Origin of the sequence: Methylobacterium sp. OAE515 (assembly GCF_041806315.1) — a bacterium.
In the GTDB taxonomy this organism is placed as follows: Bacteria; Pseudomonadota; Alphaproteobacteria; order Rhizobiales; family Beijerinckiaceae; genus Methylobacterium; species Methylobacterium tardum.
On sequence record NZ_JBGMUV010000001.1, the window covers coordinates 1,326,302 to 1,346,991 of the forward strand.

The 20,690-nt window shown below is 62.4% G+C and carries 29 protein-coding genes and 2 pseudogenes; 20 read left to right on the forward strand and 11 right to left on the reverse strand.

Annotation, left to right across the window (positions count from 1 at the left end):
* Window positions 1-56: 56 nt before the first annotated feature.
* The 4 genes from ABIE45_RS06470 to ABIE45_RS06485 form a co-directional block, all read right to left on the reverse strand.
* Entirely contained in the window at window positions 57-278 is a 222-nt protein-coding gene (locus ABIE45_RS06470; protein WP_192711685.1) for a hypothetical protein, read from the reverse strand.
* A gap of 107 nt (window positions 279-385) precedes the next feature.
* The gene (locus tag ABIE45_RS06475; protein WP_192711686.1) at window positions 386-1,216 is read right to left on the reverse strand and encodes a cobalamin-dependent protein; all 831 of its coding nucleotides are present in this window, start codon (window positions 1,214-1,216) and stop codon (window positions 386-388) included.
* Between the two features lie 296 nt (window positions 1,217-1,512).
* The gene (locus ABIE45_RS06480) at window positions 1,513-1,710 is read right to left on the reverse strand and encodes a hypothetical protein (protein WP_192711687.1); all 198 of its coding nucleotides are present in this window, start codon (window positions 1,708-1,710) and stop codon (window positions 1,513-1,515) included.
* Window positions 1,707-2,021, reverse strand: coding sequence for a hypothetical protein (locus tag ABIE45_RS06485; protein WP_373622208.1), 315 nt, complete (start codon window positions 2,019-2,021; stop codon window positions 1,707-1,709). Before ABIE45_RS06485 ends, ABIE45_RS06480 begins: the two co-directional genes overlap by 4 nt.
* Window positions 2,022-2,191: 170 nt before the next feature.
* Here ABIE45_RS06485 and ABIE45_RS06490 point away from each other — a divergent pair, with 170 nt between their 5' ends.
* The 7 genes from ABIE45_RS06490 (at window position 2,192) to ABIE45_RS06520 (ending at window position 4,964) form a co-directional block, all read left to right on the forward strand.
* Complete coding sequence (locus ABIE45_RS06490) at window positions 2,192-2,452, forward strand: hypothetical protein (RefSeq protein ID WP_192711688.1); 261 nt, start codon at window positions 2,192-2,194, stop codon at window positions 2,450-2,452.
* 70 nt (window positions 2,453-2,522) lie between these two features.
* Entirely contained in the window at window positions 2,523-2,723 is a 201-nt protein-coding gene (locus ABIE45_RS06495; RefSeq protein ID WP_192711689.1) for a hypothetical protein, read from the forward strand.
* Window positions 2,724-2,895: 172 nt separating this feature from the next.
* Window positions 2,896-3,114, forward strand: coding sequence for a hypothetical protein (locus tag ABIE45_RS06500; protein WP_192711690.1), 219 nt, complete (start codon window positions 2,896-2,898; stop codon window positions 3,112-3,114).
* A gap of 261 nt (window positions 3,115-3,375) precedes the next feature.
* On the forward strand, window positions 3,376-3,555 hold the full coding sequence (locus ABIE45_RS06505) for a hypothetical protein (protein WP_192711691.1): 180 nt from the start codon (window positions 3,376-3,378) through the stop codon (window positions 3,553-3,555).
* Window positions 3,556-3,880: 325 nt separating this feature from the next.
* Window positions 3,881-4,147 (forward strand): hypothetical protein, encoded by a 267-nt coding sequence (locus ABIE45_RS06510; protein WP_192711692.1) that lies wholly within the window; start codon window positions 3,881-3,883, stop codon window positions 4,145-4,147.
* A gap of 12 nt (window positions 4,148-4,159) precedes the next feature.
* Window positions 4,160-4,423: a hypothetical protein gene (locus ABIE45_RS06515; RefSeq protein ID WP_192711693.1), complete on the forward strand. Its 264-nt coding sequence runs from the start codon at window positions 4,160-4,162 to the stop codon at window positions 4,421-4,423.
* A 172-nt stretch (window positions 4,424-4,595) separates the two neighbouring features.
* On the forward strand, window positions 4,596-4,964 hold the full coding sequence (locus ABIE45_RS06520; protein ID WP_192711694.1) for a hypothetical protein: 369 nt from the start codon (window positions 4,596-4,598) through the stop codon (window positions 4,962-4,964).
* Between the two features lie 116 nt (window positions 4,965-5,080).
* Here the strand turns inward: ABIE45_RS06520 and ABIE45_RS06525 are convergent, their stop codons facing one another.
* On the reverse strand, window positions 5,081-5,209 hold the full coding sequence (locus tag ABIE45_RS06525; RefSeq protein ID WP_373622209.1) for a hypothetical protein: 129 nt from the start codon (window positions 5,207-5,209) through the stop codon (window positions 5,081-5,083).
* 376 nt (window positions 5,210-5,585) lie between these two features.
* Here ABIE45_RS06525 and ABIE45_RS06530 point away from each other — a divergent pair.
* The 3 genes and pseudogenes from ABIE45_RS06530 to ABIE45_RS06540 all read left to right on the forward strand — a co-directional run bounded on the left by ABIE45_RS06530 (window position 5,586) and on the right by ABIE45_RS06540 (window position 7,979).
* Window positions 5,586-6,860 (forward strand): annotated as a pseudogene (locus ABIE45_RS06530) (IS3 family transposase).
* 61 nt (window positions 6,861-6,921) lie between these two features.
* The gene (locus ABIE45_RS06535; protein ID WP_373622210.1) at window positions 6,922-7,524 is read left to right on the forward strand and encodes a hypothetical protein; all 603 of its coding nucleotides are present in this window, start codon (window positions 6,922-6,924) and stop codon (window positions 7,522-7,524) included.
* Between the two features lie 128 nt (window positions 7,525-7,652).
* Window positions 7,653-7,979, forward strand: a complete 327-nt coding sequence (locus tag ABIE45_RS06540) for a hypothetical protein (RefSeq protein WP_373622211.1) — start codon at window positions 7,653-7,655, stop codon at window positions 7,977-7,979.
* Between the two features lie 24 nt (window positions 7,980-8,003).
* On the opposite strand, the gene ABIE45_RS06545 is transcribed toward ABIE45_RS06540, so the two are convergent.
* From ABIE45_RS06545 to ABIE45_RS06565, 5 genes and pseudogenes are all read right to left on the reverse strand, one after another.
* Window positions 8,004-9,146: a hypothetical protein gene (locus ABIE45_RS06545; protein ID WP_192711695.1), complete on the reverse strand. Its 1,143-nt coding sequence runs from the start codon at window positions 9,144-9,146 to the stop codon at window positions 8,004-8,006.
* A 63-nt stretch (window positions 9,147-9,209) separates the two neighbouring features.
* Window positions 9,210-9,482: a hypothetical protein gene (locus ABIE45_RS06550; RefSeq protein ID WP_192711696.1), complete on the reverse strand. Its 273-nt coding sequence runs from the start codon at window positions 9,480-9,482 to the stop codon at window positions 9,210-9,212.
* A 57-nt stretch (window positions 9,483-9,539) separates the two neighbouring features.
* On the reverse strand, window positions 9,540-9,980 hold the full coding sequence (locus ABIE45_RS06555) for a S8 family serine peptidase (protein WP_373622851.1): 441 nt from the start codon (window positions 9,978-9,980) through the stop codon (window positions 9,540-9,542).
* Window positions 9,868-10,686 (reverse strand): annotated as a pseudogene (locus ABIE45_RS06560) (IS5 family transposase). Before ABIE45_RS06560 ends, ABIE45_RS06555 begins: the two are co-directional and overlap by 113 nt.
* A gap of 399 nt (window positions 10,687-11,085) precedes the next feature.
* Window positions 11,086-12,057, reverse strand: a complete 972-nt coding sequence (locus ABIE45_RS06565) for an alpha/beta fold hydrolase (protein ID WP_192711710.1) — start codon at window positions 12,055-12,057, stop codon at window positions 11,086-11,088.
* Window positions 12,058-13,666: 1,609 nt separating this feature from the next.
* Between ABIE45_RS06565 and ABIE45_RS06570 the strand changes: the two genes are divergently transcribed.
* The 7 genes from ABIE45_RS06570 to ABIE45_RS06600 all read left to right on the forward strand — a co-directional run bounded on the left by ABIE45_RS06570 (window position 13,667) and on the right by ABIE45_RS06600 (window position 16,692).
* The gene (locus ABIE45_RS06570; protein WP_192711709.1) at window positions 13,667-13,918 is read left to right on the forward strand and encodes a hypothetical protein; all 252 of its coding nucleotides are present in this window, start codon (window positions 13,667-13,669) and stop codon (window positions 13,916-13,918) included.
* Entirely contained in the window at window positions 13,918-14,058 is a 141-nt protein-coding gene (locus ABIE45_RS06575; protein WP_192711708.1) for a hypothetical protein, read from the forward strand. The genes ABIE45_RS06570 and ABIE45_RS06575 overlap by 1 nt, the downstream gene beginning before the upstream one ends.
* A 753-nt stretch (window positions 14,059-14,811) precedes the next feature.
* The gene (locus tag ABIE45_RS06580) at window positions 14,812-15,066 is read left to right on the forward strand and encodes a hypothetical protein (RefSeq protein WP_209578462.1); all 255 of its coding nucleotides are present in this window, start codon (window positions 14,812-14,814) and stop codon (window positions 15,064-15,066) included.
* 7 nt (window positions 15,067-15,073) lie between these two features.
* A complete protein-coding gene (locus tag ABIE45_RS06585) occupies window positions 15,074-15,274 on the forward strand; it encodes a hypothetical protein (protein ID WP_192711707.1) in 201 nt (66 codons plus the stop codon).
* Window positions 15,275-15,645: 371 nt separating this feature from the next.
* A complete protein-coding gene (locus ABIE45_RS06590; protein ID WP_373622212.1) occupies window positions 15,646-15,840 on the forward strand; it encodes a hypothetical protein in 195 nt (64 codons plus the stop codon).
* Between the two features lie 282 nt (window positions 15,841-16,122).
* Window positions 16,123-16,305 carry a hypothetical protein gene (locus ABIE45_RS06595; RefSeq protein WP_192711706.1) on the forward strand — a complete coding sequence of 61 codons (183 nt, stop codon included), beginning with the start codon at window positions 16,123-16,125 and terminating at the stop codon, window positions 16,303-16,305.
* A 162-nt stretch (window positions 16,306-16,467) separates the two neighbouring features.
* Window positions 16,468-16,692, forward strand: a complete 225-nt coding sequence (locus tag ABIE45_RS06600) for a hypothetical protein (protein ID WP_192711705.1) — start codon at window positions 16,468-16,470, stop codon at window positions 16,690-16,692.
* Window positions 16,693-17,355: 663 nt separating this feature from the next.
* On the opposite strand, the gene ABIE45_RS06605 is transcribed toward ABIE45_RS06600, so the two are convergent.
* A complete protein-coding gene (locus tag ABIE45_RS06605; RefSeq protein WP_192711704.1) occupies window positions 17,356-17,844 on the reverse strand; it encodes a response regulator in 489 nt (162 codons plus the stop codon).
* Between the two features lie 695 nt (window positions 17,845-18,539).
* Here ABIE45_RS06605 and ABIE45_RS06610 point away from each other — a divergent pair.
* The 3 genes from ABIE45_RS06610 to ABIE45_RS06620 all read left to right on the forward strand — a co-directional run bounded on the left by ABIE45_RS06610 (window position 18,540) and on the right by ABIE45_RS06620 (window position 20,398).
* Complete coding sequence (locus ABIE45_RS06610) at window positions 18,540-19,319, forward strand: Crp/Fnr family transcriptional regulator (RefSeq protein WP_192711703.1); 780 nt, start codon at window positions 18,540-18,542, stop codon at window positions 19,317-19,319.
* The gene (locus ABIE45_RS06615; RefSeq protein WP_192711702.1) at window positions 19,316-19,564 is read left to right on the forward strand and encodes a hypothetical protein; all 249 of its coding nucleotides are present in this window, start codon (window positions 19,316-19,318) and stop codon (window positions 19,562-19,564) included. The genes ABIE45_RS06610 and ABIE45_RS06615 overlap by 4 nt, the downstream gene beginning before the upstream one ends.
* Window positions 19,565-19,645: 81 nt before the next feature.
* Window positions 19,646-20,398, forward strand: coding sequence for a Crp/Fnr family transcriptional regulator (locus ABIE45_RS06620; RefSeq protein WP_192711701.1), 753 nt, complete (start codon window positions 19,646-19,648; stop codon window positions 20,396-20,398).
* Window positions 20,399-20,690 lie beyond the last annotated feature (292 nt).

A 20,690-nucleotide genomic window follows, 5' to 3' on the forward strand; every position in this document is an offset into this window, starting at 1 on the left:
CATCCACCAAACATTTTGCCCGTGCACAGCGCGACCGTGCTGCTCGTTGATTGAGTCTATGATTTTATGGGCGCCAATTCGCATAGGGCGACGTCAATCGCCTGGATCAGATGTTCGGCCGCTTGAATAACCGCAGGTTCCCGCGCCATGACGGTGGTTACCTGCTGCAGCGAGCGAAACTGCTGAAGACGAGCAATTGGATCGACCCCTCGGGCAATGGAAGATTGCACGAGCCCCCGGACGAATTCATGCGCTAGATGCTCGTCGAAGTCCGGCAACGTCTGGACCTCACAGGTTGACCCGGCCCGCCTCTAACACCTTCTGCGCGAAAACGGATCCACGCCTCGCCGTTTCACCAGGGCCGATGACGGACGTGGCCCCGCCATCACGCGAACAGGGCCTCGGCCACCGCGACGGCGGACCGCCCATCGTCGGCGGCAGCGTCTGCCCCAATGGTGGTTGCACTGGCAGGCTCCCGCAGGAACAGCGGGCCGCCGACCATGACGCGAACGCCCGGGTTGCACGAGGCTGCACGCAGCTTAGCCACGAAGTCGGCCATCGCCGGCAGGAGCACGTCGCAGGACAGCGAGATGCCGATCAGATCGAACTGTTCCGCCTGGATCAGAGTGGCGGGATCCTGGTCCACTCCGTTCGACAAGACGACGTCCCAGCCCGCCTCGCGAAAGAAGCTTGCCACGAGGGCCAGACTGAAGAGGTGCGTCTCACCAGGGCAGGGTAGCAGGAGGACGCGCCGCCCGCTCATTGGAACATCCTCACCCTCCAAGTGGGCACACACCGCGCGGGTGAGGCTCTGAAGGCGGCCGAGCGCGACTGCAACATCGAGGAAGTCTGCCTCGTCCTCTTCCCAGAGTTGCCCGAGGCGGCGCGCTGCTGGGGCGAACAGGTCGAGCAAGAGAGTATCTAGGGATAAGCCCTCTTCCAGGAGAGCGCGCACCCATTCACCATGCGGGCTGCCCTCCATGAGCGCCTGGGCGAACGCCGCAACGCGTTCTGGAGTAGGCGATTGCGTATCCGATGCGAGCGCTTGCTTGCCTTCTTGGTGGGCGAGCGCGAGGCGCGGCAGGATCTCGCCCTCAATGATCCGCGCAAGACCCGCATGGATGTAGGCCGTGTTGCGGGTAGCCGCGCCGCGACTGCGGCCGGAGTGCTGGCCGGCACTCGTGCCCGCGCCATCGAGACCCACCATCTCAGGCATCAGCGCCCCCGATCTTCGCGGCACTATAGGTTTCTCTGGGAGCGGAAGGCAAATCTGAATAGGAATTATAGTTCGTTATCTGCGGCGTGGCTGAGGCGCGCAGCCGTTCCGGCTACTGCCTGTCCGGCAGGATTTCCTCGAGATGCGCCTCAACCATCTCGGCCGAGAACGGCTTGAGGATGAAGCGCGTCATTCGGCAGTTCCAACGGGCAGCACGACGCGGCTGCCAGACTTCAGAACCACGGTGCCGGTCTTGGCGGCCTGCGGCCTCATGGGCGTGAGCCCTGACGCCAGCACTAGGCCAGTGCGATCAGCATCCAAGCGCGTGCCTTCGCCTCAATGTCGTGATCGGCCGCAGACGGATCGTCGATGATAGCGCGATCCACAATCTGCCGGGCATCCTGGCCGCTCATGCCGATGCCCTGGATGAAGCCGCTCAGACGCGCCATCACGCGGTTGGCGACAAGCTCGTGCTTGGCGCTCAGACCACTCATTTCTGAACCGGGAAGCCCATGATGACGGCGGTCATCACCATCGTGCGGCGCAGGCCGGGCGCGCTTGTCTTATCCGCGAGCAGCTTCTTGGCTTGCGGGTGCATTTCGACCGTCTTGGCCACGTCGATGGTGTGCCCCGACTTGAAGGCGAACGGCTTGGCGCCCTCGTCCTTCAGGTAGGCCGCGGCTGCCGCCTCGATCTCATCATCCGAAACTTCGGACTTCCGGCGCAAGTCGCCGACGCCGGGGATTTCTTTGGCCATGCTCTGACGTATCGTCCCTGGCAGCCTGGTCGAGGCGCCGAAGGTCAACCCTTTCTCGTCAGCCCCCAACCATACCGTTGAGTCCTTTTCAGTCTCGCACACGACCTTCCGCCCGTGTTGATCCGCAGAGCCGGCGCGGGCACTCTCCCTGAGAGCCATCGCAGGTGTCGGCTTGTGAAGCTCCTCACCGAGCACCTGAAGGCGGAGGGCTATCTGAAGTGAGTGATAACGACGCTCAGCCCCGCGAACTGGAAGAGGTCCTCCGTCTAGCAACAGCGCTTGCGGAGCAGTTGCTGGTGTCCGAAATCCCGGCGCGCTCGATGTCTCCTGCAAGGGCCAAGGCACTGATCGGAGCTGCCCAGTTCCTTCACGAGAACGACGTGCCTTGGCCAGCGACCGTGCAGGGGGCTTTAGACAAAATCCGGGAGCACATGGCGGCCACCAAATCAGAGCCGGACGACGGCGACGCCGAGAGATAAGTAGACCATACTGGCTTCATCCGCCGCCTCGTAGAGGAAGCCTTGAGGGCGAAGCGATCATAGGTGACGCATGAGCGATCCCGAGCCAGATGCCGACTTTCGCGAGCGCTTGCTGCGAGAAGTCTCTGACGGCGATCGGGACCTTGTGATCAGCGCGTCCGGAAAGCGGCTCGACGCGCTGGGTCGCAAGTACGACGTGTACAGGACCGGTGTTCCACTCGATGGCTTCGACGGTTTCGAGGATGGCGCCACCGAAGATGATGACGCCTGACCCTCGGCCAGCCCGCCTTCAGGTTTGCCGCGAGGCCCTCGCCGAGCAAGCGAAGGCAAAGGGCTATCTGAAGTGAGCAGCACTTGGACGAGGTGAAAGCAGCGGCCGATCCAGACGTTGGTCGGCGGGTTACTTAGATTAGATAGCCCTCTGCAGCGATTGTCGGGATAAGATGAGCGACCCCGAACCCGACGCCATTTTTCGTGAGCGCCTCGTCCACGTCGTCAGCGAGGAGCTTCGACCCTATGTCGTGATCGCCTCGGGGGCCGAGCTTGATATCATTGGCCGTCGGTACGATCGGTTCAGAACCGGCGTGCCGCTGAAGGGCTTCGAAGCAGCGAGCGATCATCCAGCTTCGAGGTTGCCCGAGGGCTTGTGGAATAGGCGCTGAAGGAGGTCACCATGAACCCGGTCGTGCTCGCCATCATGGCCGCAATACTGATCGCCTAGATCGGAATCGGCGTTCTCGTAATCGCATACGGCACGCTGCTTGGCGTCGCCTTCTACGTTCTCGCTATGGTTGCCACGAACCCGAGGGTTTGGCGGTTGCACTGACCGTCTGCCCTCGTGGAAGAGGCGCCGGAGGCGATAGCCATAATTGCTCCACGGATCAGGCGTCTCCTCTCTGATGTTCACTCCGGGAGGAGCGGCCATGCCCTATCTGTCGAGCCACATTCGCAGGCTGCAGGAAATCAAGGCAGCCAGAGAGAAGGCGCTCCTCGATAACGCGGAAGGGCTTTGGGCGCGGGTGGAAGCCGAGCGCCGCGCTGTCGACCGATGTGCGATGCAGCTGCGAGCGGCGCTCCTAGCACGAGAGCACGCTCAGGTCTGAAGGCTGCTCCGTCCTGCCGCCCTCGAAGCCGCTCGCATCATCTTCATCGAGGAGAACGGCAAGGGACCGGGTGTGCGGCTGACGCTGAGGAAGGCTGTATCTGATGCCGATTGACCTGCTGCCGCGGAAAGGGCCGTGGGAGACGTCACCTCATTTTGCGCGCCGCCAGTTGCGTCGGCTGATGCAGAAGGCGCAGAACTGGCGGCTGAAGTTGTGGTAGTGGCTCTACCGCCGGTAGTGTCCCTGGCCTCGTGGAAGAGGCGCTGAAAGCGAGGGGCTATCTGAAGTGACTAGCGGCAGCAGCGGCAGCGGCCGGCCCGAGAAGATGGCTGAGGTTTCCGCGCTGGCGGCCGCAATTGCTAATCGCATCCTCGAACAGCACGAGGCGGGGACATCGATCCCGCCGGAGCAGTTCACCATGCTGGTGCGCGCCGCCAGGATGCTCCTTGATAACGGCGTGCAGTGGCCGCCGTCGGTCGAGTACCTCGTGATGGAGGTCGCTAAGCGGGTCGGGAGGACCGAGCCGACCACCAAAGGCGACAGTGTTGTCGTCCACTTGGGGCGGGATCTGACCTCCACGAAGAGATCCTAAGGGCTGCCACTGATGGAAGAGGACCGTGACTTTGAGCACTCGCCGCTGTCTGGCTCATTCAGCCGCGATAGCGAGACTGTGGACGTCGAGATCTACTGCTATGCCGGCACGCAGGAGCCCTGGCAGCTGGTCGTGATCGACCTGTCGTCAGGTGGCTGCACCGCTTGGAAGGAGGCGCTCGCGACGGATCAGGAAGCCTACGCTGCTTTTACCGCGATGGTCGAGGCAAACGGCATGGCAACTTTCACGGGTGTCGTTCCGCTCGTTCAGCACTGACCCGGTACGCCGGATCGCGGTAGAGGCGTTGAAGGCGATGGGCTGCTTGGAATGAGGAGCGCGTTGAACTAGCGCAGTCGCTCCCAAGTCAACAACCGGAACTTGCATGCGAGGGCCGCCTTACCCGTGCTAGGCGCGGAAGACTCGCTGTATGTCGAGTAGACGATCAAGGATGCAGTCTGGCTCTGCCCGAGGCGAACAACTCGTCGAGGCATGGAACCGCTCCGACGTCGAATTCATCCTTGACCAGCTCGCCGCCGACATTGTGCTGGAAGCGCGGCTTCCAAAAATGCCGGTGTTGCTGAGCAGCTTTCGGCTCAAAGGTAAAATAAAGTTTTCGCTCGGATTGCGATCATACCCGCGAAAGCTTCCGACATTTAACATCGTCAGCGCGATGGAGGATTCGCATACAATTTGTCTTGTGCTGGAAGATGCGGACCATTATCTACTGGCCGTCACCATCGAGCTGAACGATGACGATAAATTTGTACGCATAATCAGCTATAGATCAGGAAGACACCTGCGCGGTAGCACCCTATGATCTGCGCCAAACTGTATTCAGCGTACGAGAAGTGAGGAGCCAGCCCCCATCCGCCTTCGCCATCTGCCGCCCATGGTTCTGCACGATGTCGCGAAAGAGGTTAGCTGCTGACAGCGTCAGCGCATCCAAATCAGGATTGCGAGCAGGGTTACGAACTCGATACTGATAAGACCGGCCAGAAGCAGCAGGGACCGCTCGTCTGGGATGATCTCGGAAGCGTCCGCAGCGGCGGTCTCATCCGGCATATTCGCGTCTCCGGCGAACCTCCTCATACAACGATCGTTTGATGCCCCGAATCAACACAAGTTGTGGTTACGTGATGTATTATGCATACTTTAGGGCGGATCAGGCCTCGCTGGATCTTGGCGCGACACGAGAAAAGCCCGCTTCGGTGAATCGGGCGGGCCGAAGGTGTATGTCCGAGTCAAGGACCGAGCTCAGATTTGGGGCTTATGGTTAACGAAGAGTTAATGCCCAAATCTGAGTTGCCGCGCTGATCTCTGGTTTTCCTGAGCGCCAACGAAGGTGGCTCACGTGCCTCGGGCCGTAGACCACTGACCTGACCGGCTGGCTTTGGACCGGGCTGATTGAGAGGATCGGCCTGGACCAGAGGCGTCGGACATGCGGCGAGGTCAGAAGACGAGCGCGGAGCAGGTCGTGCTGAAGCTGCGCCGGATCGAGGTGCAGACGGCCCAGGGCAACCGCTTAGCACTGGCGTGCAAGGAGGCGGAGATCCCCGAGCAGAGCGACTCACGCTGGCGCAAGGAGTACGGCGGCCGGCAGGTCAATCAGGCGCGGAGGATGGAAGACCTGGAGCGCGAGGACGCTCGATTGCGGCGGCTTGAGGCCGATCTGTCTCTGGTGGGTCAGGCGCTGGCGGACGTCGCCTCGGGAACCTTGTAGCCCCCGAACGACACCGGCAGGCGGTTGCTGGCATCCGGGAGAAGTAAGACCTCTCGGAACGTCACGCCTGCCGGATCGTCGGCCAGCATCGGGGCACGCAACGCACCGTGCCCACCGTGCCGGCCGATGAGGGCGCGCTGCCTCGCGCCGTTATCGCCCTGGCGTCCGAGTACGGGCGCTATGGCTACCGCCGCGTCACCGCGCTGCTGCAGGCCGCGGGCTGGCAGGTGGGCAAGGATCGGGTTCATCCTTCGAGAACCTCAGGATGAGGGCATCTGGCGTCGCGAGGGGCTCAAGGTCTCGCAAAAACACAGACCACGCAGCCGGCTGTGGTTGAACGACGGCTCGTGCGTGCGGCTGCGCCCGCTCCGCCGCAACCACGTCTGGAGCTTCGACTTTGTGCAGAGGCAGACGCACGACGGCCGGAGCCTGCGCATCCTGACACTGATCGACGAACACAGCCGGGCCTGCCTCGCGCTGAAGGTGGCGCGACGCATCAACAGCACCGGCGTGATCGAGGCCCTAGCAGAGGCGATGTGCCTGCACGGCATCCCGGACCACATCCGCTGCGACAACGGCCCTGAACCGAAGGACCGTGCAGCGAGATGATCTCGAAGGCGCTGCGCAAGTGGATCGCCAATGGGTCGCCAAGACGGGGCCGCAGATCCAGTACATTGCACCCGGCTCGCCGTGGGAGAGCGAGTCTTGCGAGAGCTTCAATGGCAAGCTGCGCGACGAGTGCCTCCGCCGAGAGATCTTCTACGCACTGAAGGAAGCTCAGATCGTGATCGGGCTGTGGAAGAACACCGACAACCGCGTCCGGCCGCACTCGCCCTGGGCTACCGGCCCCCGCGCCTGTCAGCTTCCCAGATCTGGCCCTCCGGCTACCCGTGGCCGCTACCATGCAGTGGCCTCCCACTCGGCTCGGTCGAAAATACCGGTCAGGTCAACGGCAGCTCAGCTCTTGGAAGGCGTCGTACAAATTACCCATGATAAGGGCATCTATCGTGGGGAATTTGTGGATTGGTAGGAAATGAACGGCTAAGCTCCCGCCATGGAGCTTGACGCCGCCGATCCAGTCTCCGAGCCGCCCCGCGACTCGTTTGCCGCGCTGGTCCCGTTCGCCGACGCGCTGCCGCCGGGCCTCGACCTGCTGATCGAGCGGCTGGAGCAGCACGCCCGCGCCGCGCGCGGCGCGTTCGCCGACAACACGCTCCGCGCGCTCGCCGCCGATAGCCGGATCTTCGCCGCTTGGTGCCGGGAGGCGGGGAGGGCGATGCTGCCGGCGACCCCCGAGACGGTCGCCGCGTTCATCGACGCGCAAGCTGAGACCAAGGCGCGCCACAGTCGAGCGCTACCGCTCGTCGATCGCGGCGCTGCACCGCGCCGCCGGCCTGCAGAATCCCTGCGCCGACGAGATCGTCCGGCTCGCGGTGAAGCGGATGAACCGCGCCAAGGGCCGGCGCCAGAAGCAGGCCGAGCCGCTCAACCGCACCAGCATCACGCGCATGCTGCAGGTGAAGACGCCCGGACGACTGCACCGGCGCGTGACGGAGGCCAAGCGCGAGACGCCGTTGATCGCGCTGCGCAACGCCGCCCTGGTCGCGGTCGCCTACGACACGCTGCTGCGCCGCTCCGAGCTCGTCTCTTTATATAGCGGATCTGCAGAAGGGCGCCGACGGCTCCGGCACGGTGCTGGTGCGGCGCTCGAAAGCCGACCAGGAAGGGGAGGGGGCGATCAAATACCTCGCCCCCGACACCGTGGAGCACATCGATGCCTAGCTCGTGGCTGCGCAGCTCACGAGCGGGCCGCTGTTCCGGCCGCTGACCAAGGGCGGGCAGGTCGGCGCGACCGCGCTCGGGGCAGGGGAGGTGGCGCGGGTGTTTCGCGACCTCGCGACAGCGGCCGGGCTGAAGCTGGCGCGACTGCCCTCAGGGCACTCGACCCGGGTCGGGGCGACGCAGGACATGTTCGCAGCCGGCTTCGAGTTGCTCGAGGTGATGCAGGCCGGATCGTGGAAGACGCCCGCGATGCCGGCCCGCTACGGCGAGCGATTGCGAGCTCAGCGCGGAGCCGTGCGCAAGTTAGCAACGTTGCAGAACAGGGCGTAAGCGGGTTAGGGGGCGCCGTTCCCTTCACGCACGCAATCTACTGATTGTCTCCTCAAGCACCTGTCGTCTGACTGCAAATGCACTCAGTGATCTTTCGGTCAAATCAAGCCACAGATCCCACGCCTGGGATAAGCCGCGTGGATAATCAGCGTTGTCCATGATGGAACCACGGCGCGCGATTTGGTCCATCGTCGCTTTGAGCATGGACCGGAGAGACTCCACGTCTAGATCTGGTTTAGAATCGAACGATTCTCTAATCGTTCTTTCCAAATAATTGTCGTCCGCTTTAATGCTTTCGTATAGCATCATCTCCAACCTGCTCCTGCTCATAGCTTCCCGCAAAAGGACATCGAGCAGATCTATATCACGTTGGAATTCCTGAGGCGCGTCCCGGTATTTGCCCACTTTCCTCAGTTCCACAATAAATAACAAGACGTCCATGAATGTATCAGGAATTTTATTTCCTGGAAGATTGTAGCGTAAGACGATGTCATGGATCTTCGAAAAGATAGCCGCATATATCTCGGCGTGTATAAATGCCTGTTCGCTGACGGGACTCGGACTGCGATCGCCGTCGAGCGCGCTCATCCTTTCCGCGTTTCTAGGCGCCAGGATCTGCTTGAAGACAGTGTTCGTTACATCGTGGAAGCAGGACGAATGTTCCAGGGTGGCCGGCGTGATCTTGAGAGGATCGCTATCGGCAAATTCCCTAGCGCCCACCGCCCGATAGGCGGTCGCCACCAATGCCGAACAGAAAGTGCCTCGGTCTTCCCGAGGTACGATCTTGGAAGGGAGTATCGACTCGAAGGCTAGTCGCACCGAGTAGTTCTGGCCTAGACGGGTCAACGCCCAATTGCCAGCGGCACTGGCAATTGAATCATCGTGGTGCCTGAGTAACCGAACGTCCGTAAGGTTATGAGCGTAACAATTCTGAAGGCTGAGGTTCGAGACGCCTAGTCCGACTGCTTCGATGAACGTCGGCGATCCAGTGCACAGAAGAGCGTGACTGAAGTTTCCGCCTGATAACACGCTGATGATATCCGCTTGCCGTCGATCGTTCAGAGATGTCGTCATCCGGTTTCGGGTGAGGAGTACATCCCCGGTTCTCAAGAGAGAAATATCAGCAACGAATATCTTCAAGCCATCGAACTTAGGGTCGTACGACACAAAATTTTCCTGCTCGGCTGAGTGCATCCTTCATGTAGAAAAATCAGCGCGCCTGGAAGCCGGTTACTCGACGATATCGGGAATTCTCAACGTTCGCCCGACCTGCACCGATCTGGCTCGAGGGTCGTGCTCCAGATTGGTGAGATTGTACGCCTTCGTGACGGCCGTGAAGAGCTGATCACTCACGCGTGCGCGCAACGTCACGCCTTGAGGGACATAGCGCGGCGTCGTCACGTTCACCGCGACCTCGACATCGTCGGATGGGTTCATCGTGGCCTCGCGTGCCGTAGGCACCTGAACGCGGCTGCGTTCGTTGTTCGAGATCGCGAACTTCATCTCAGCGCTCCTTGCCGACGGAACTTATATACACGGCAGCGTTCGTACAACGTTCCCTTACACTGTTTTGCGCTCGCTGCCGGCATCGTGGTCAGGCAGGTCTGCCACGGAACCACACGCCGGAGAGGGATCGTCAGGGTTCCCCGCTTTCGCGACAAAAGGCGTCGCAGTGAGAAGCGCCATGCCAGCCGCGACTTCCAGGCGTCCGGCGCTCCATCGCCGGTTCCACCCGGCCTCGCCGGCTGGCCTCCGAGCGGACTGGATCAAAAGGGATCGCGACTCATGGGCCATCAGCTTGAGCGATCGGGACGCTGCCTCGGCAAGAATCAGCGCAAGCGCTCCCGCGACCGCCGGCGCGGCCATGCTCGTTCCCGATTTAGAGCGCCTAACAGAACCGTTTGATCTGGTTGAGTGTGATGAGGCTGGCCGCGAGGCTGGTGAAGGGCTCGTAGATGTCGGCGCGTCGCTCGTAGCGGACCGGCAAGCGCCGGAAGGGATTGAACCAAGCGTGCGTGCGCTCCACCACCCATCGGTGCCGGCCCAGTCTCTCGCTGCTCTCGATGCTGCGGCGTGCGATGCGCGGTACAATCCCACGTGCCCGGCACTCGTGTCGGCGCGGTCGAGCGTCGTAGGCTTTGTCGGCGTGCAGTTTGTCCGGGCGGTGTCGCGGCCGGCCCCGCCGACCGTTGCGCACGGGTGGGATGGCATCGAGGGTCGGTGCCATCATCACGCTGTCGTGCCGGTTGGCCCCACTCAGGCAGACGCCGAGCGGCGTACCGCGCGCGTCGGTGACGAGGTGGCGCGTCTGGCCCGCCTTGCCCCGGTCCGTCGGGTTCGGGCCGGTGGCAGAGCCCCTTTTTTGGCCGGGACAGAGGCGCTGTCCAGGCTCGCTCGGCTCCAGTCGATCTGACCCGCCCCGTGCAGGCGCTCCAAGAGCACTTGATGCAGGCGCGCCCACACGCCGGCCGCCTGCCAGTCCCGTAAGCGGCGCCAGCAACTCATCCCGCAGCCGCAGCCCATCTCCGCAGCCCATCTCCGCAGGCAGCCTCTCCCACGGAACGCCTGAGCGCAGCACGAACAGAATGCCGGTCAACGCAGCTCGGTTCTCGATCGGCCGACGGCCGCCTTTTGGACGTGGGCGGGGCGGCGGCAGAAGCGGCGCAATCTCGGTCCAGAGATCATCGGGCAGAAGCGGACGAGCCATCACCACCAACGCCCGCCCACGCAATCCGTGCCCGTTCCGTTAGGCGCTCTAAGCCGCCTTCGATGCATCCGCCGCTCAGAAGCGGACGGGCAGGAAACCACCCATCCCGGCAGTGGCCTCAGGCTCGCCAATCAGCCCTCAAGCGGACATTCCCAGCTTCCGCAAAGGGTGGCAACCGGACCTTGGCCTTCCACCTTGAAGCGGACGTTTCGCCCACGAACCAATAACATCGTAGAAACCTGCTGGCGCCGTTCCCGGAAGCAGGCGTTCGGGGTGCAGCAGTCAAGGGCAATCAATTAGGCCCCCGCCTTGATCGCTGACGCGCCCTCGTCGACGAACGGGCGCGTCTTCATACTCGGACCGCACGATCGCAACACGGGGATCCGCACCGTCTGCTCATCAGGCAGCTTCGCGAACCAGCTCCGATGCGTGGTCGATTGCGGCGATGACTTCTCTTGGTGCCAGATGCTGGATCATGTGGCCCATGCCGGGGACGACGATGAGGTCACTGTTACGTAGCTCGCTGTGCAGGCGCTTCGACTGCCGCTCCACGTCGGCGATCTGATCGTCCCCGCCTACGATGATCACCACCGGGAGCTTCAGGTCGCGGTAGCGCTTTTGAAGCTCGACCGTCACCGGCGTCATGAGCGCGGCGTCCTCCGCCGAGGCCCGTAGCTGCAAGGGCCGCAGCATCATGGCTTTCGGGAATGTGCGGTCAAACCGCTCTGTGACGGCGGCGGGTGCGAACATAGCTTTGATCAAGGCGGGCTGCAGAATACGCCCGAGCACGGGCGAGATCGTGTAGCGCATCACATCCCCGAGCACCGGGATGGCAGGTGGGGAGAACAGGACCACATCGGCCCGCAACGTTGGATAGTAGTACCCGGAGGCCAGGACGAGGCTACGGACGAGCTGCTGGGCCTGAAGCGCGAGGGCGACCGCGACCAATGCCCCCCAGGAGTGCCCGAGCACGACAGCTTGCGTGACGCCGAGCTGCTGAAGCGCCTTCTGGAACAGCGTGGCGTGGGCGCGTGGCGTCCAGAGTCCGCGCGGGCGATCGCTGTAGCCGTAACCGGGTCGGTCGATGATGATGACGCGATAGCGCTTGGCGAGATCGTCGACGATGCCGCTGACCAGAAAATCCTGGATCATCATGCCATTGCCGTGGATCAGCACCAGCGGCTCGCCGCGGCCCCGCTCGATGTAGTGCAGCCGCACCCCGTCGACGGTCAGGAACTGGCCGATCGGCGGGGTTTGGCGCTCAGCATCCCGCGTCTTCGAGGCAGCATAGAGCGCCGATGCAGCGACCGCTGCGGCGGATCCGAGTAGCGTCGGTCCGAGCCAACGGCCGGTAGAGGAATGGCGTGTCATGAGATGATCCTGGTGGATTGCGGGACATGCTCCTCGATCAATCGGATCGCTCTGAAGCCATGCGGTACAGTCGGCGCGGATTGAATGCCGAGCCGGGAGTTCCTGCGCGCTACGGCAGCGCGCCAATCATGCCCTTGGCTTGAGTCATCGTGTCCTCGCACGCTCGCTGATGACCCTGGCGATCCTCCTCGACGGCTCGGCTCAGAAGCCGACGCGCCTCAGCGACGTGCGCCGACGTGGGGATCATCGTGGCGTCGCTGGGTTCGCCAGTCGGAGCTGCGGCGAGAGCCTTTGGCGAAGAGCTGCTGCGGATCGCATGGCCGTCCTGGAGACCGGCCACGTGAACAGCGCCGGCGCTGTCGAGACGGCGGTCGATTGTCCCGATCTGCTCGGCGCAGGAGCTGGCCCGAGCAGGGAGCTACGTAAGGCCGAGTAGAAGGGCTGAAGCCGCAAGAGAGAGTTCGAGGCGCATGAGGGGTCCTTTGTACCGCGAGCCGTTGATCCACGCTTTGCCATGGCGGCAGGCCGCACGATCCGAGCGGCAGCGGGATACTCACGCGGCCGACGGGTGATTGCAGGGATGGTTGCGGTGCAACATGAAAACCCTCGGATGCCGAGAACGATCCCTAGCGATCGAGGAAAGATCCGAATTGGGGCGGGTGCACCCGGCGTACGGGGCAGCGAAGCCTACGTCGCGGGTCCGCAGTCAGGCCGGACTGCAGATACGAACGCGTCCTGGATTGTCCTGGTTTGCTACGAACGGCGGCGAAACGCGTGGCTGCGGGACATAGAGGGTACCCGACTCGATAAGGTCATTGCCGGTCGGGCCACGTTGTGCGTTACAACCAGCAGACGGCCTGAAAGCGAAACGTCGCTGAACCGACTATCCCGATCATCCGCCTCCGCTTGATCGGATGGGACAGAAGCGGACACTCTCAAGGTCTGAGAAGGGTCGTGAGCGGGCGGTGCGGCTGGCCCGGGAGCATGAGAGGGAGCACGGCTCGCAGCTGAGGGAGCGCTGGCAGTGGCCTGCCGGATCGATGCTTCTTCTCATGGGTTAATGTGAACGGGCGCCACATTCCGTCCGCGAGGGCGAAGTGATGGTCATGCCTCTAGAGATCCCGGTCGACTGGGTTGAAGAGTACGCCCAGGCTGCCCGGCGGAAGATCGATTCCCAGCTGGAAGAGCGCGACTGCCCAGAGTTTTGGGTCATTGTAGCCAAGTTGTATGCTCGTGGCCTGGCAGACGAGACACCATCGCGTCCGGCGGCATCGGGATCATCACTCCGCTTGCAGTAGACTGCGATTTGGACGCCGATCGGCGGGTTAAGGTTTCGACCCAAAAGAGGCGAGTGGGTCCCTTTTGGGCTCTGACGCATAATTGGTGCGATCACACCTACAGCTTGCTCAATCCGAGCACCCTCCGGCCTACAGATTAGCGGCATAATGGTCGTCCCGTCCCGCCCTCACCGGATGCGCGAGCGGCGTTCGTGAGGGCTGAGATGACTACGTAGAAAACCACATTGTTGCCGCACTGTTGCTGAAGCTTAACCATACGCGCCGCATTGTTCGAACGCGACGCGCGATGGAGCCCGCACCCAGGAGAGCCGATGCTGGTCAACCACGAGCGCCGCCTGCTTACCAAGGCCGCCCAGTCCACCGACGGATGCGTCTCTGTCAAACGCCAGCTGGACCGAGCTTGGCCCGGTGATCACAGCCGCTTGTGCAATCTTGAGAGCCGAGGCGAACTCGTGTGGCTTGGGGAGCAGGCAGGCCCTCATCTCGGTGGCACCTTCTCGAAGTGGCAGATCACTCCGGCAGGCCTGGAGAAGCTCGGCGCGTTTGACCACCGAGGCGCCTGATGCCCTCGGTCAAGATCCGCGTCACTGATGACGGCACCTTCGCGGTCTACCGCAACGGTGCAGCCGTCGCGTCAGGACTGACCCGCAACCAAGCCGAGCGCTGCGCGACGGTTCTCGGCTGGATCGCGCAAGGCGCCTAAGTCTGACGCTCGCACCCGATGTGTGAGCGGCATTCGCGAGGGCGTTGATCAGGCTGTTGTCCCGGTCTCAGCTAACGGCTGCTGTCGGCGGTCACCGGACTGCCCGACCTTTCGCGCCCGCTCGATGCTTTGTGTGCGCCCAAAAAAGCCGTCGCCGCGCCCGTGAATGCTGTAGTTAACCGCCCCAATCTGCGCTGTTTGCAACCTCTGGGATCCTTAGCCCATTCGGAGACTGGGTTGATCTAGGTTAAGCACAGTGGTCGAGGTCTCGGGATGGGGGCTCGACCGCCCGCGTCCGCAGTGATCGCCACACCCTCCTTGGGCGATAGGTCAGCGGGCGTGGGTGCCCTTGCCCGTTTGGCGAACCCTCGGTCGGCCAAGTGGCCAAGTTGGCCGCTTGATCCAGCCGCACGTGCCTTAAGGCCGACGCCGATTTGCTACTTCGGCGCAGGTTGACTGAGTTGGTGGCAGCCCCGCGCCACTGACCTTCCACGCCCGCTCTCTCTTCCCGATCCGAGCGGGCGGGCGTGGATGCCGTGTCAGAAGCAGGTAACCAGTGTTGCCGGGCAGAAGGAACCTTCCAATGTCGCTGATCCTGGCGACCGCCTACGTTCTCGGAGTTTGCTTCCCCCGGTGAGAGGTCTGCGGGCGTGGGTGCTATTGGATTTGCAATCCACAGATTGCGAAGGCGGAAGTCTTGGAAGGCGGTTTTTGCCCCGTCCAGGCTCAGTATATTCCTGCCGAGTCTAGCTTATGCTGGACGGAAGCTTGAGCCCTTCCGTTCGGCCCGAATTTCTGTATAAGGGTAATATGGCTTCGGCATCACTTCCTGTGGAAGGAAAAAAGCGTGGTCGTCCAGCAGGCGCTGCTTTCGCTGATCCGATCCCGGTGCGGATGACGCCAGCATGCGTGGCCGAGGTCACCGCCTATGCTGAGTGCGAGGGTATCAAGGTATCTGAAGCCATTCGTCGCCTCGTGAAGGAAGCCCTGAAGGCGAAGCGAACCTAGGTGACGCATGAGCAATCCCGAGCCTGATGCCGACTTCCGCGAGCGCATGCTGCGAGAAGTCCATGACGGTGATCGGGACCTTGTGATCAGAGCGACGGGAAAGCGGCTGGACGCGTTGGGTGGCAAGTACGACGTGTGCTGGACCGGTGTGCCGCTGGATGGGTTCGACGGCTTCGGGGATGGCGGCACCGAAGATGATGACACCTGAGCCCGAGCTGACCAGTCTTCAGGTTCTCCGCGAAGCCCTCACCGAGTGACTGAAGGCGAAGGGTTATCTAAAATGACAAACGCCGACGCAGAGCCTACGAAGATGTCCGAGGTTCTGCGTTTGGCAAACGCGCTAGCTGAGCAGATGCTCGGTTCACAGATCATGGGCCGGTCAATTCCAACGAGCCACCTCACGGCGCTTGTGATAGCTGCCCGGTACCTAACGGACAACAACATCACTTGGCCGCCCCTCGTGCAAGAAGTTGTGCGCGAGATGGCTGAGCGACTGGAGTCGGCTCGGCCAGTGTCCAATACCTGAACTTCTGAAGCGATCCGCCGCCTTCTCGGGGAAGTGTTGAAACCGAAGCGTTGGTGAAGGAATTTATGAGCGATCCTGAGCCCGACTCACTTTTCCGTGCTCGTCTACTACGGGTGGTCGACCGCAAGGATCTTCACGTCACGCTCTTTGGGTTGGGCGATCAGCTCGATAACGTCGGCCGCAGGTACGACCGCTTCAGAACTGGCGTGCCGCTCAAGGGATTGGGCGCAGGACAAAGCCGCACCTGATCCTATCCCAGGCCGCCGCTCAGCGAGGAGAGTGCATGTCCCACTTCCCGTCATCCCACCACTTTGATCGCACAAGCGCCCAACTAAAGGCAGAGACCCGAGTGTCAACATCTGCTCAAGTAAGGGATGAAATTGAAGCTGAGCGCCAGACGCTTGATGAGCGAACGGAGCGGCTGCGGGCGATGAGGCTTGCACGGGAGAGCGCGGCAACCTGATGGCTCACGGACCAGGATTACGTACGGCGCTGCGGGGTCCTGAGTCAGCGAACTGACGGAGTTTCCTATGGCTGACAACCACAGCAAAGAGCGACAGCACGCCGAGGAGGCTTTTGCCAAAACGCAGGTCCGTCCCGGCGGTGATGTCGCTGTCGAGACAAGCCTCAGCGACGCGGACCAAAACACGGCTCGTCTGAAGGCCGCACGGCTTGCACGAGATGCCTCCGCGGCTGGTGCAAAGAAGCCGTGATATGAGTGTCGTTGCGTAGCTCCTCACCGAGCACCTGAAAGCGAAAGGCTACCTGAAGTGAGTCTGACGCCGTTCGCTATGCGAGCTTCTAGGGTGCTCCTTTCCTAGTCGTCGCGCGTTCCCTCCCGATGGCGTATGCCTGGCGCCAAGCAGGAGGCTTCCATGGCCGATCAAGATCGTGCACTCATCGACACGCACGGCGAACAGGACAGCGTCGCCTTAGCCCAATTGGGAGCGGCCGTGATCCTGGCGTGGCCCCTACTGGAGGCCGACATGCAGCGTGACTTGATCGCGACTGCGACCGTCGTGGATGGCGTGGAAAGAGACCCGAGCTTTGAAGAAGTGCTGACCCGGCTTGTTCAGATGAACAATCGGAGCGGAGGTTAAGCATGGCTACCACCCTCACCGAGCGCCTGAAAGCGAAGGGCTATCTGAAGTGATGCTGGGGTCGCTCACGATGCGTAGAGCCGCCTTTCCGGCAGAGAGGGAAAACGCACTGGGCCAGGCTGGGGATCGATGGCTAGGCCGCCACCGGTCAGGATGATGCCGCCGCGCCCGCGAGGCGCAATCAGATTGCGGATCGTCCGAGCTGCCGCGTAGGCTCTGACCACGTTCGCCTGGAGGTTCGGCCGCGAAGTTCCGTGGCACGGGTGCACCGGGAGCCGGATGCGGATCCTGTAAGCGTTATAGACCAAAACCTCGATAGGCCCGCGCTCACACGCAAGGGAACGTAAGGCAGCTTCGAGGCCAGCGTTCCAGGCCGGTCGCCCTTTGGTGGCCGGATCGTATGCGGAATGTCCCATCGCCTTTCGCCTCGTCAGCGCATGCCGACGAGGCGAGAAGTCGCTCGAACCGATGCTCCCTGCGGTGAGGCCCTTTGAGCGGACGGGCTGGTTTCGACCCAACCCCGCCGATGCTGCTGATGCGCGCCAATCTCGAAAGCAGACGAGTGGAGCAGCGTCCAATCGTCGCTTCCGGGACGGAGATCAACCGTACGGACATCTTATGGCAAATGAATTGGTCCGGGATGTACGGCTGGGAAGATGAAGCTTACGTCTTGTCCGGCTCTGTCGCGGGAGCGGCAACAGCTCTCATGCCGTTGCTCATCTCGGTTCCTGTATGGGGCGGCACACCGCTCGGCAGTACGGGAGCGGCCGCAGGCTCCTCCTGAACATGTCCGAGTCCAGCCTCCACCTCGTGGATGAGGTCCACAAAATCGTACGGCTTGCTCAGCAGGCGTGTGCCCGGCGGCAACACGTGCTGCATATCCGCTCCAGCTCCCGAAGTGACGATGATGCTCACAGCGGGCCAACGGCGATGGACGAGGTGGGCCAGGGCGACACCATCGCCCACGATTCTTCGCCCCGTGATCAGGATGTGTACAGCGGCCGGGCCTTCGAGCACCACCAAGGCCTCAGCTGCAGTCTGCACCTCGATAGTCCGGAAGCCCACGTCGCTCAGCATGTCGGCCGTGATCGTACGGACGAGCCGATCTGCTTCCGCGATGAGGATTGCTACAGGCCTGCTGTCGACGACCATCAAGCCCGCTCCTGATCTCGAACTTACGGTCGTCAGGACGAGGAGCTTCGGAGCACTCCGGCATGGCGATGTCGCTGCTCCATGAATGTAGGAGCCACTCGATATCGTATCGCACCAGGGGCAGGATGCCTAATCCGGGAGCTGTCTCCACCGGCGAGCGCGCTGTTGAACCGCGTCGTCGAAAGCTCAGGTTCCGTCTGTCAATCCTTCGCCACATCCGGGACCGTCGCAAAATCACCCTCAGCGCCCAGGCTGCGTCTGACTCAACTTTGCCTTAGAGGCCGCCCTAAGCCGGGCTCAAACGTAGTCGTTCGTCTCGGCGGCATCTCGGTAACCGTCTGCATTTTTCGATCCTTCGATCGGTTCAGACGTAGCACGGTACCCAGACGCTTTTACCGGTCCGTAAGCTGCCAGCACAAATGCGTTCTACGGATTTCCACATATTGGAGCCGCCTCTGCTGCTCGTCGGACGACGCCGAGACCTATGGTGCAGAAGTCGACGCTTTGCGCCGCAACAATCCTGTGTTGTGGCCGAAGCGGAACTTTGGTTTACACCGCCCATTGCGAAGAGGAATTATCGCGGCAGAGGCTTAAGCTTGCACGATGCCGATTGCATCGGCGATGCCTTAATCGCGAAACAGGGACGGACTGCCTACTTCCCTCGGCAGTCTCACGCACGAGTCGGGTGAAAGGCGATGCAGGACAACGACAAAGCTGCTGCTGGTGACGGCACATCCCGCCCGGCTGGGTGGACCAACAACCCCTTGATCCTGAAGCTGGAGAGCCTCACCAGGCTCTCCGATGACGACCGGGTGGTGCTGGAGCGGATCAGCGCCAAGCCGCATCTTGTCCCAGCCGGTACGGACCTGATCCGTGAGGGCGACAAGCCGGACGGCGTCTACCTGATCCTCGACGGCATCGCCTGCCGCTACAAGCTCAGAGCCAGCGGTGCGCGCCAGATCATGGCCTACCTCGTACCGGGCGACTACTGCGACCTGGACGTGGCCATGCTCAAGGCCATGGACCACGCGATCGGCACGCTGTCGGCCTGCCAAGTGGTCCGGATCGATCTGGACACCATCGAGAACCTGCTGCGAGACCATCCCGGCATCGCGCATGCGTTGCGGCTGGCCACGCTGGTGGATGAGGCGACACTGCGCGAGTGGCTGGTCAACGTCGGCCGGCGCTCTGCGGACGAGCGCATCGCGCATCTCATGTGTGAGCTGTTGCTGCGGCTGCGCGCCGTGGGCCGGACGGCTGGCGAGGGCTACACCCTGCCGATCACCCAGGAGGATCTGGCCGACACCACCGGCCTGACCAGCGTCCACGTCAACCGCATGCTCGGGACCTTGAAGCAGCGCGGGCTGATTGAACTGTCAGGACGGCAGTTGAAGATCCTGGATCGGGCCGGCTTGGAGGCGCTGGCCGAGTTCAAGCCGAACTACCTGCATCTGGGCGGGAGAGACGCGGCATGAACCTTCGCCTCCAACCCGTGCAGGTTGCAACGGGTAGCGACGACCAGGAGAGCCAGCTTGTGTTCCACGACGGCTACCTCGTCGCGATCCTGGTGCGCCTCTCCGACCAGCACGAAGCAAACGCCGGCAAGTGGTTCCTGGAAGCGGGCTTCGGCCCGGTCAGTGACTTCTCCGGTCCCGTGTTCTCCGACATTGACGCGGCGCAGTCCTGGATCTTGGGCAAGCTCGGACTGCCTTTCGCTTGAGCCGCGGCAACATAGGCGAGGTCGATACGTTGAGCTTAGCGGCCAGTGGAATTGCGTCCTCGAGCACAGGGTGGGAACGTGATGACCGGATCTCTCCACCCGCGCGGCACGCACCCATTCGTGCGCAAGGTAGAGAGCATCGCGCTCTTCCCTCTGTCGGAGGCGGAGCGGGCCGCGCTGCTCGCCCTGCCGATGCATGTGGCGCAGTTCGACGGGTCTCAGGACATCGTACGCGAGGGTGACCGGCCCTCCCGCTGCTTCGCCGTGCTGGAGGGTTTCACCGCCGTCTACAAGACCACGCGCTCAGGCAAGCGTCAGGTCATGGCCTACCACGTCCCCGGCGACGTACCTGATCTTCAGAGTCTGCACCTGAAGGTGCTCGACAACAGCATCGCGGCGGTTAGCCCATGCCGGATAGGCTTTGTCGAGCACGATGCAGTTCGTGCGCTGTTTCAAGCTCAGCCGAGGCTGCTGGGCGCGTTCTGGCGTTCGACGCTGATCGATGCGGCCATCATTCGCGAGTGGATGCTCAACATCGGCCGGCGCGACGCCTATGCCCGCATGGCCCATCTCTTCTGCGAGTTGATGACCCGCTTGGAGGCAGTCGGGCTCGTCCAGGATCGTACCTGCTCGCTGCCCATGACGCAGCCCGAATTGGCCGACGCGCTCGGGCTTACGCCGGTGCACGTGAATCGCACCTTGGGGAGCCTCAGAGAGGCGGGGTTGATCACACTGCGCAGCAGACGGCTGACAGTGAACGATTGGGAGGGGCTAACGGCGGCGGCGGAATTCGACCCGACTTACCTACATATGAGTAGCCAGGACGGCATATAGGCTTCTGTTTTGGTAATCGTGAACGCCGAGCCAGGCTCGGACACATCGTTTACTCGATAAATGCACCGCGACTTTCAACTCAGAAATAGCTTGAGCGAGACTGCCCGCTTCGGTCGGTTCCCTTTGAGTGACTGACCAGCCTAATCGGACGTTCTCAGCATCCGCAATGGCTCGAAAGCGGATCAGGGTGTCGTCATCGACGATGAGAGCGTGAGGCTCATCGCCCTAAGCAACATGGGTCACAGAGTCTAAATCCTATTTTGCCGGACAAGTCTCCCCCGACGAATTCCTG

Coding starts and splice junctions, on each gene's coding strand:
- ABIE45_RS06605 (WP_192711704.1), bottom strand. CDS start 17,844: ATGGTCGTCGACAGCAGGCCTGTAGCAATCCTCATCGCGGAAGCAGAT.
- ABIE45_RS06580 (WP_209578462.1), top strand. CDS start 14,812: ATGCTGGACGGAAGCTTGAGCCCTTCCGTTCGGCCCGAATTTCTGTAT.
- ABIE45_RS06585 (WP_192711707.1), top strand. CDS start 15,074: ATGAGCAATCCCGAGCCTGATGCCGACTTCCGCGAGCGCATGCTGCGA.
- ABIE45_RS06575 (WP_192711708.1), top strand. CDS start 13,918: ATGCCCTCGGTCAAGATCCGCGTCACTGATGACGGCACCTTCGCGGTC.
- ABIE45_RS06495 (WP_192711689.1), top strand. CDS start 2,523: ATGAGCGATCCCGAGCCAGATGCCGACTTTCGCGAGCGCTTGCTGCGA.
- ABIE45_RS06500 (WP_192711690.1), top strand. CDS start 2,896: ATGAGCGACCCCGAACCCGACGCCATTTTTCGTGAGCGCCTCGTCCAC.
- ABIE45_RS06515 (WP_192711693.1), top strand. CDS start 4,160: ATGGAAGAGGACCGTGACTTTGAGCACTCGCCGCTGTCTGGCTCATTC.
- ABIE45_RS06475 (WP_192711686.1), bottom strand. CDS start 1,216: ATGCCTGAGATGGTGGGTCTCGATGGCGCGGGCACGAGTGCCGGCCAG.
- ABIE45_RS06570 (WP_192711709.1), top strand. CDS start 13,667: ATGCTGGTCAACCACGAGCGCCGCCTGCTTACCAAGGCCGCCCAGTCC.
- ABIE45_RS06535 (WP_373622210.1), top strand. CDS start 6,922: ATGGAGCTTGACGCCGCCGATCCAGTCTCCGAGCCGCCCCGCGACTCG.
- ABIE45_RS06550 (WP_192711696.1), bottom strand. CDS start 9,482: ATGAAGTTCGCGATCTCGAACAACGAACGCAGCCGCGTTCAGGTGCCT.
- ABIE45_RS06620 (WP_192711701.1), top strand. CDS start 19,646: ATGACCGGATCTCTCCACCCGCGCGGCACGCACCCATTCGTGCGCAAG.
- ABIE45_RS06595 (WP_192711706.1), top strand. CDS start 16,123: ATGGCTGACAACCACAGCAAAGAGCGACAGCACGCCGAGGAGGCTTTT.
- ABIE45_RS06510 (WP_192711692.1), top strand. CDS start 3,881: ATGGCTGAGGTTTCCGCGCTGGCGGCCGCAATTGCTAATCGCATCCTC.
- ABIE45_RS06505 (WP_192711691.1), top strand. CDS start 3,376: ATGCCCTATCTGTCGAGCCACATTCGCAGGCTGCAGGAAATCAAGGCA.
- ABIE45_RS06615 (WP_192711702.1), top strand. CDS start 19,316: ATGAACCTTCGCCTCCAACCCGTGCAGGTTGCAACGGGTAGCGACGAC.
- ABIE45_RS06480 (WP_192711687.1), bottom strand. CDS start 1,710: ATGAGTGGTCTGAGCGCCAAGCACGAGCTTGTCGCCAACCGCGTGATG.
- ABIE45_RS06610 (WP_192711703.1), top strand. CDS start 18,540: ATGCAGGACAACGACAAAGCTGCTGCTGGTGACGGCACATCCCGCCCG.
- ABIE45_RS06600 (WP_192711705.1), top strand. CDS start 16,468: ATGGCCGATCAAGATCGTGCACTCATCGACACGCACGGCGAACAGGAC.
- ABIE45_RS06520 (WP_192711694.1), top strand. CDS start 4,596: ATGCAGTCTGGCTCTGCCCGAGGCGAACAACTCGTCGAGGCATGGAAC.
- ABIE45_RS06565 (WP_192711710.1), bottom strand. CDS start 12,057: ATGACACGCCATTCCTCTACCGGCCGTTGGCTCGGACCGACGCTACTC.
- ABIE45_RS06525 (WP_373622209.1), bottom strand. CDS start 5,209: ATGCCGGATGAGACCGCCGCTGCGGACGCTTCCGAGATCATCCCAGAC.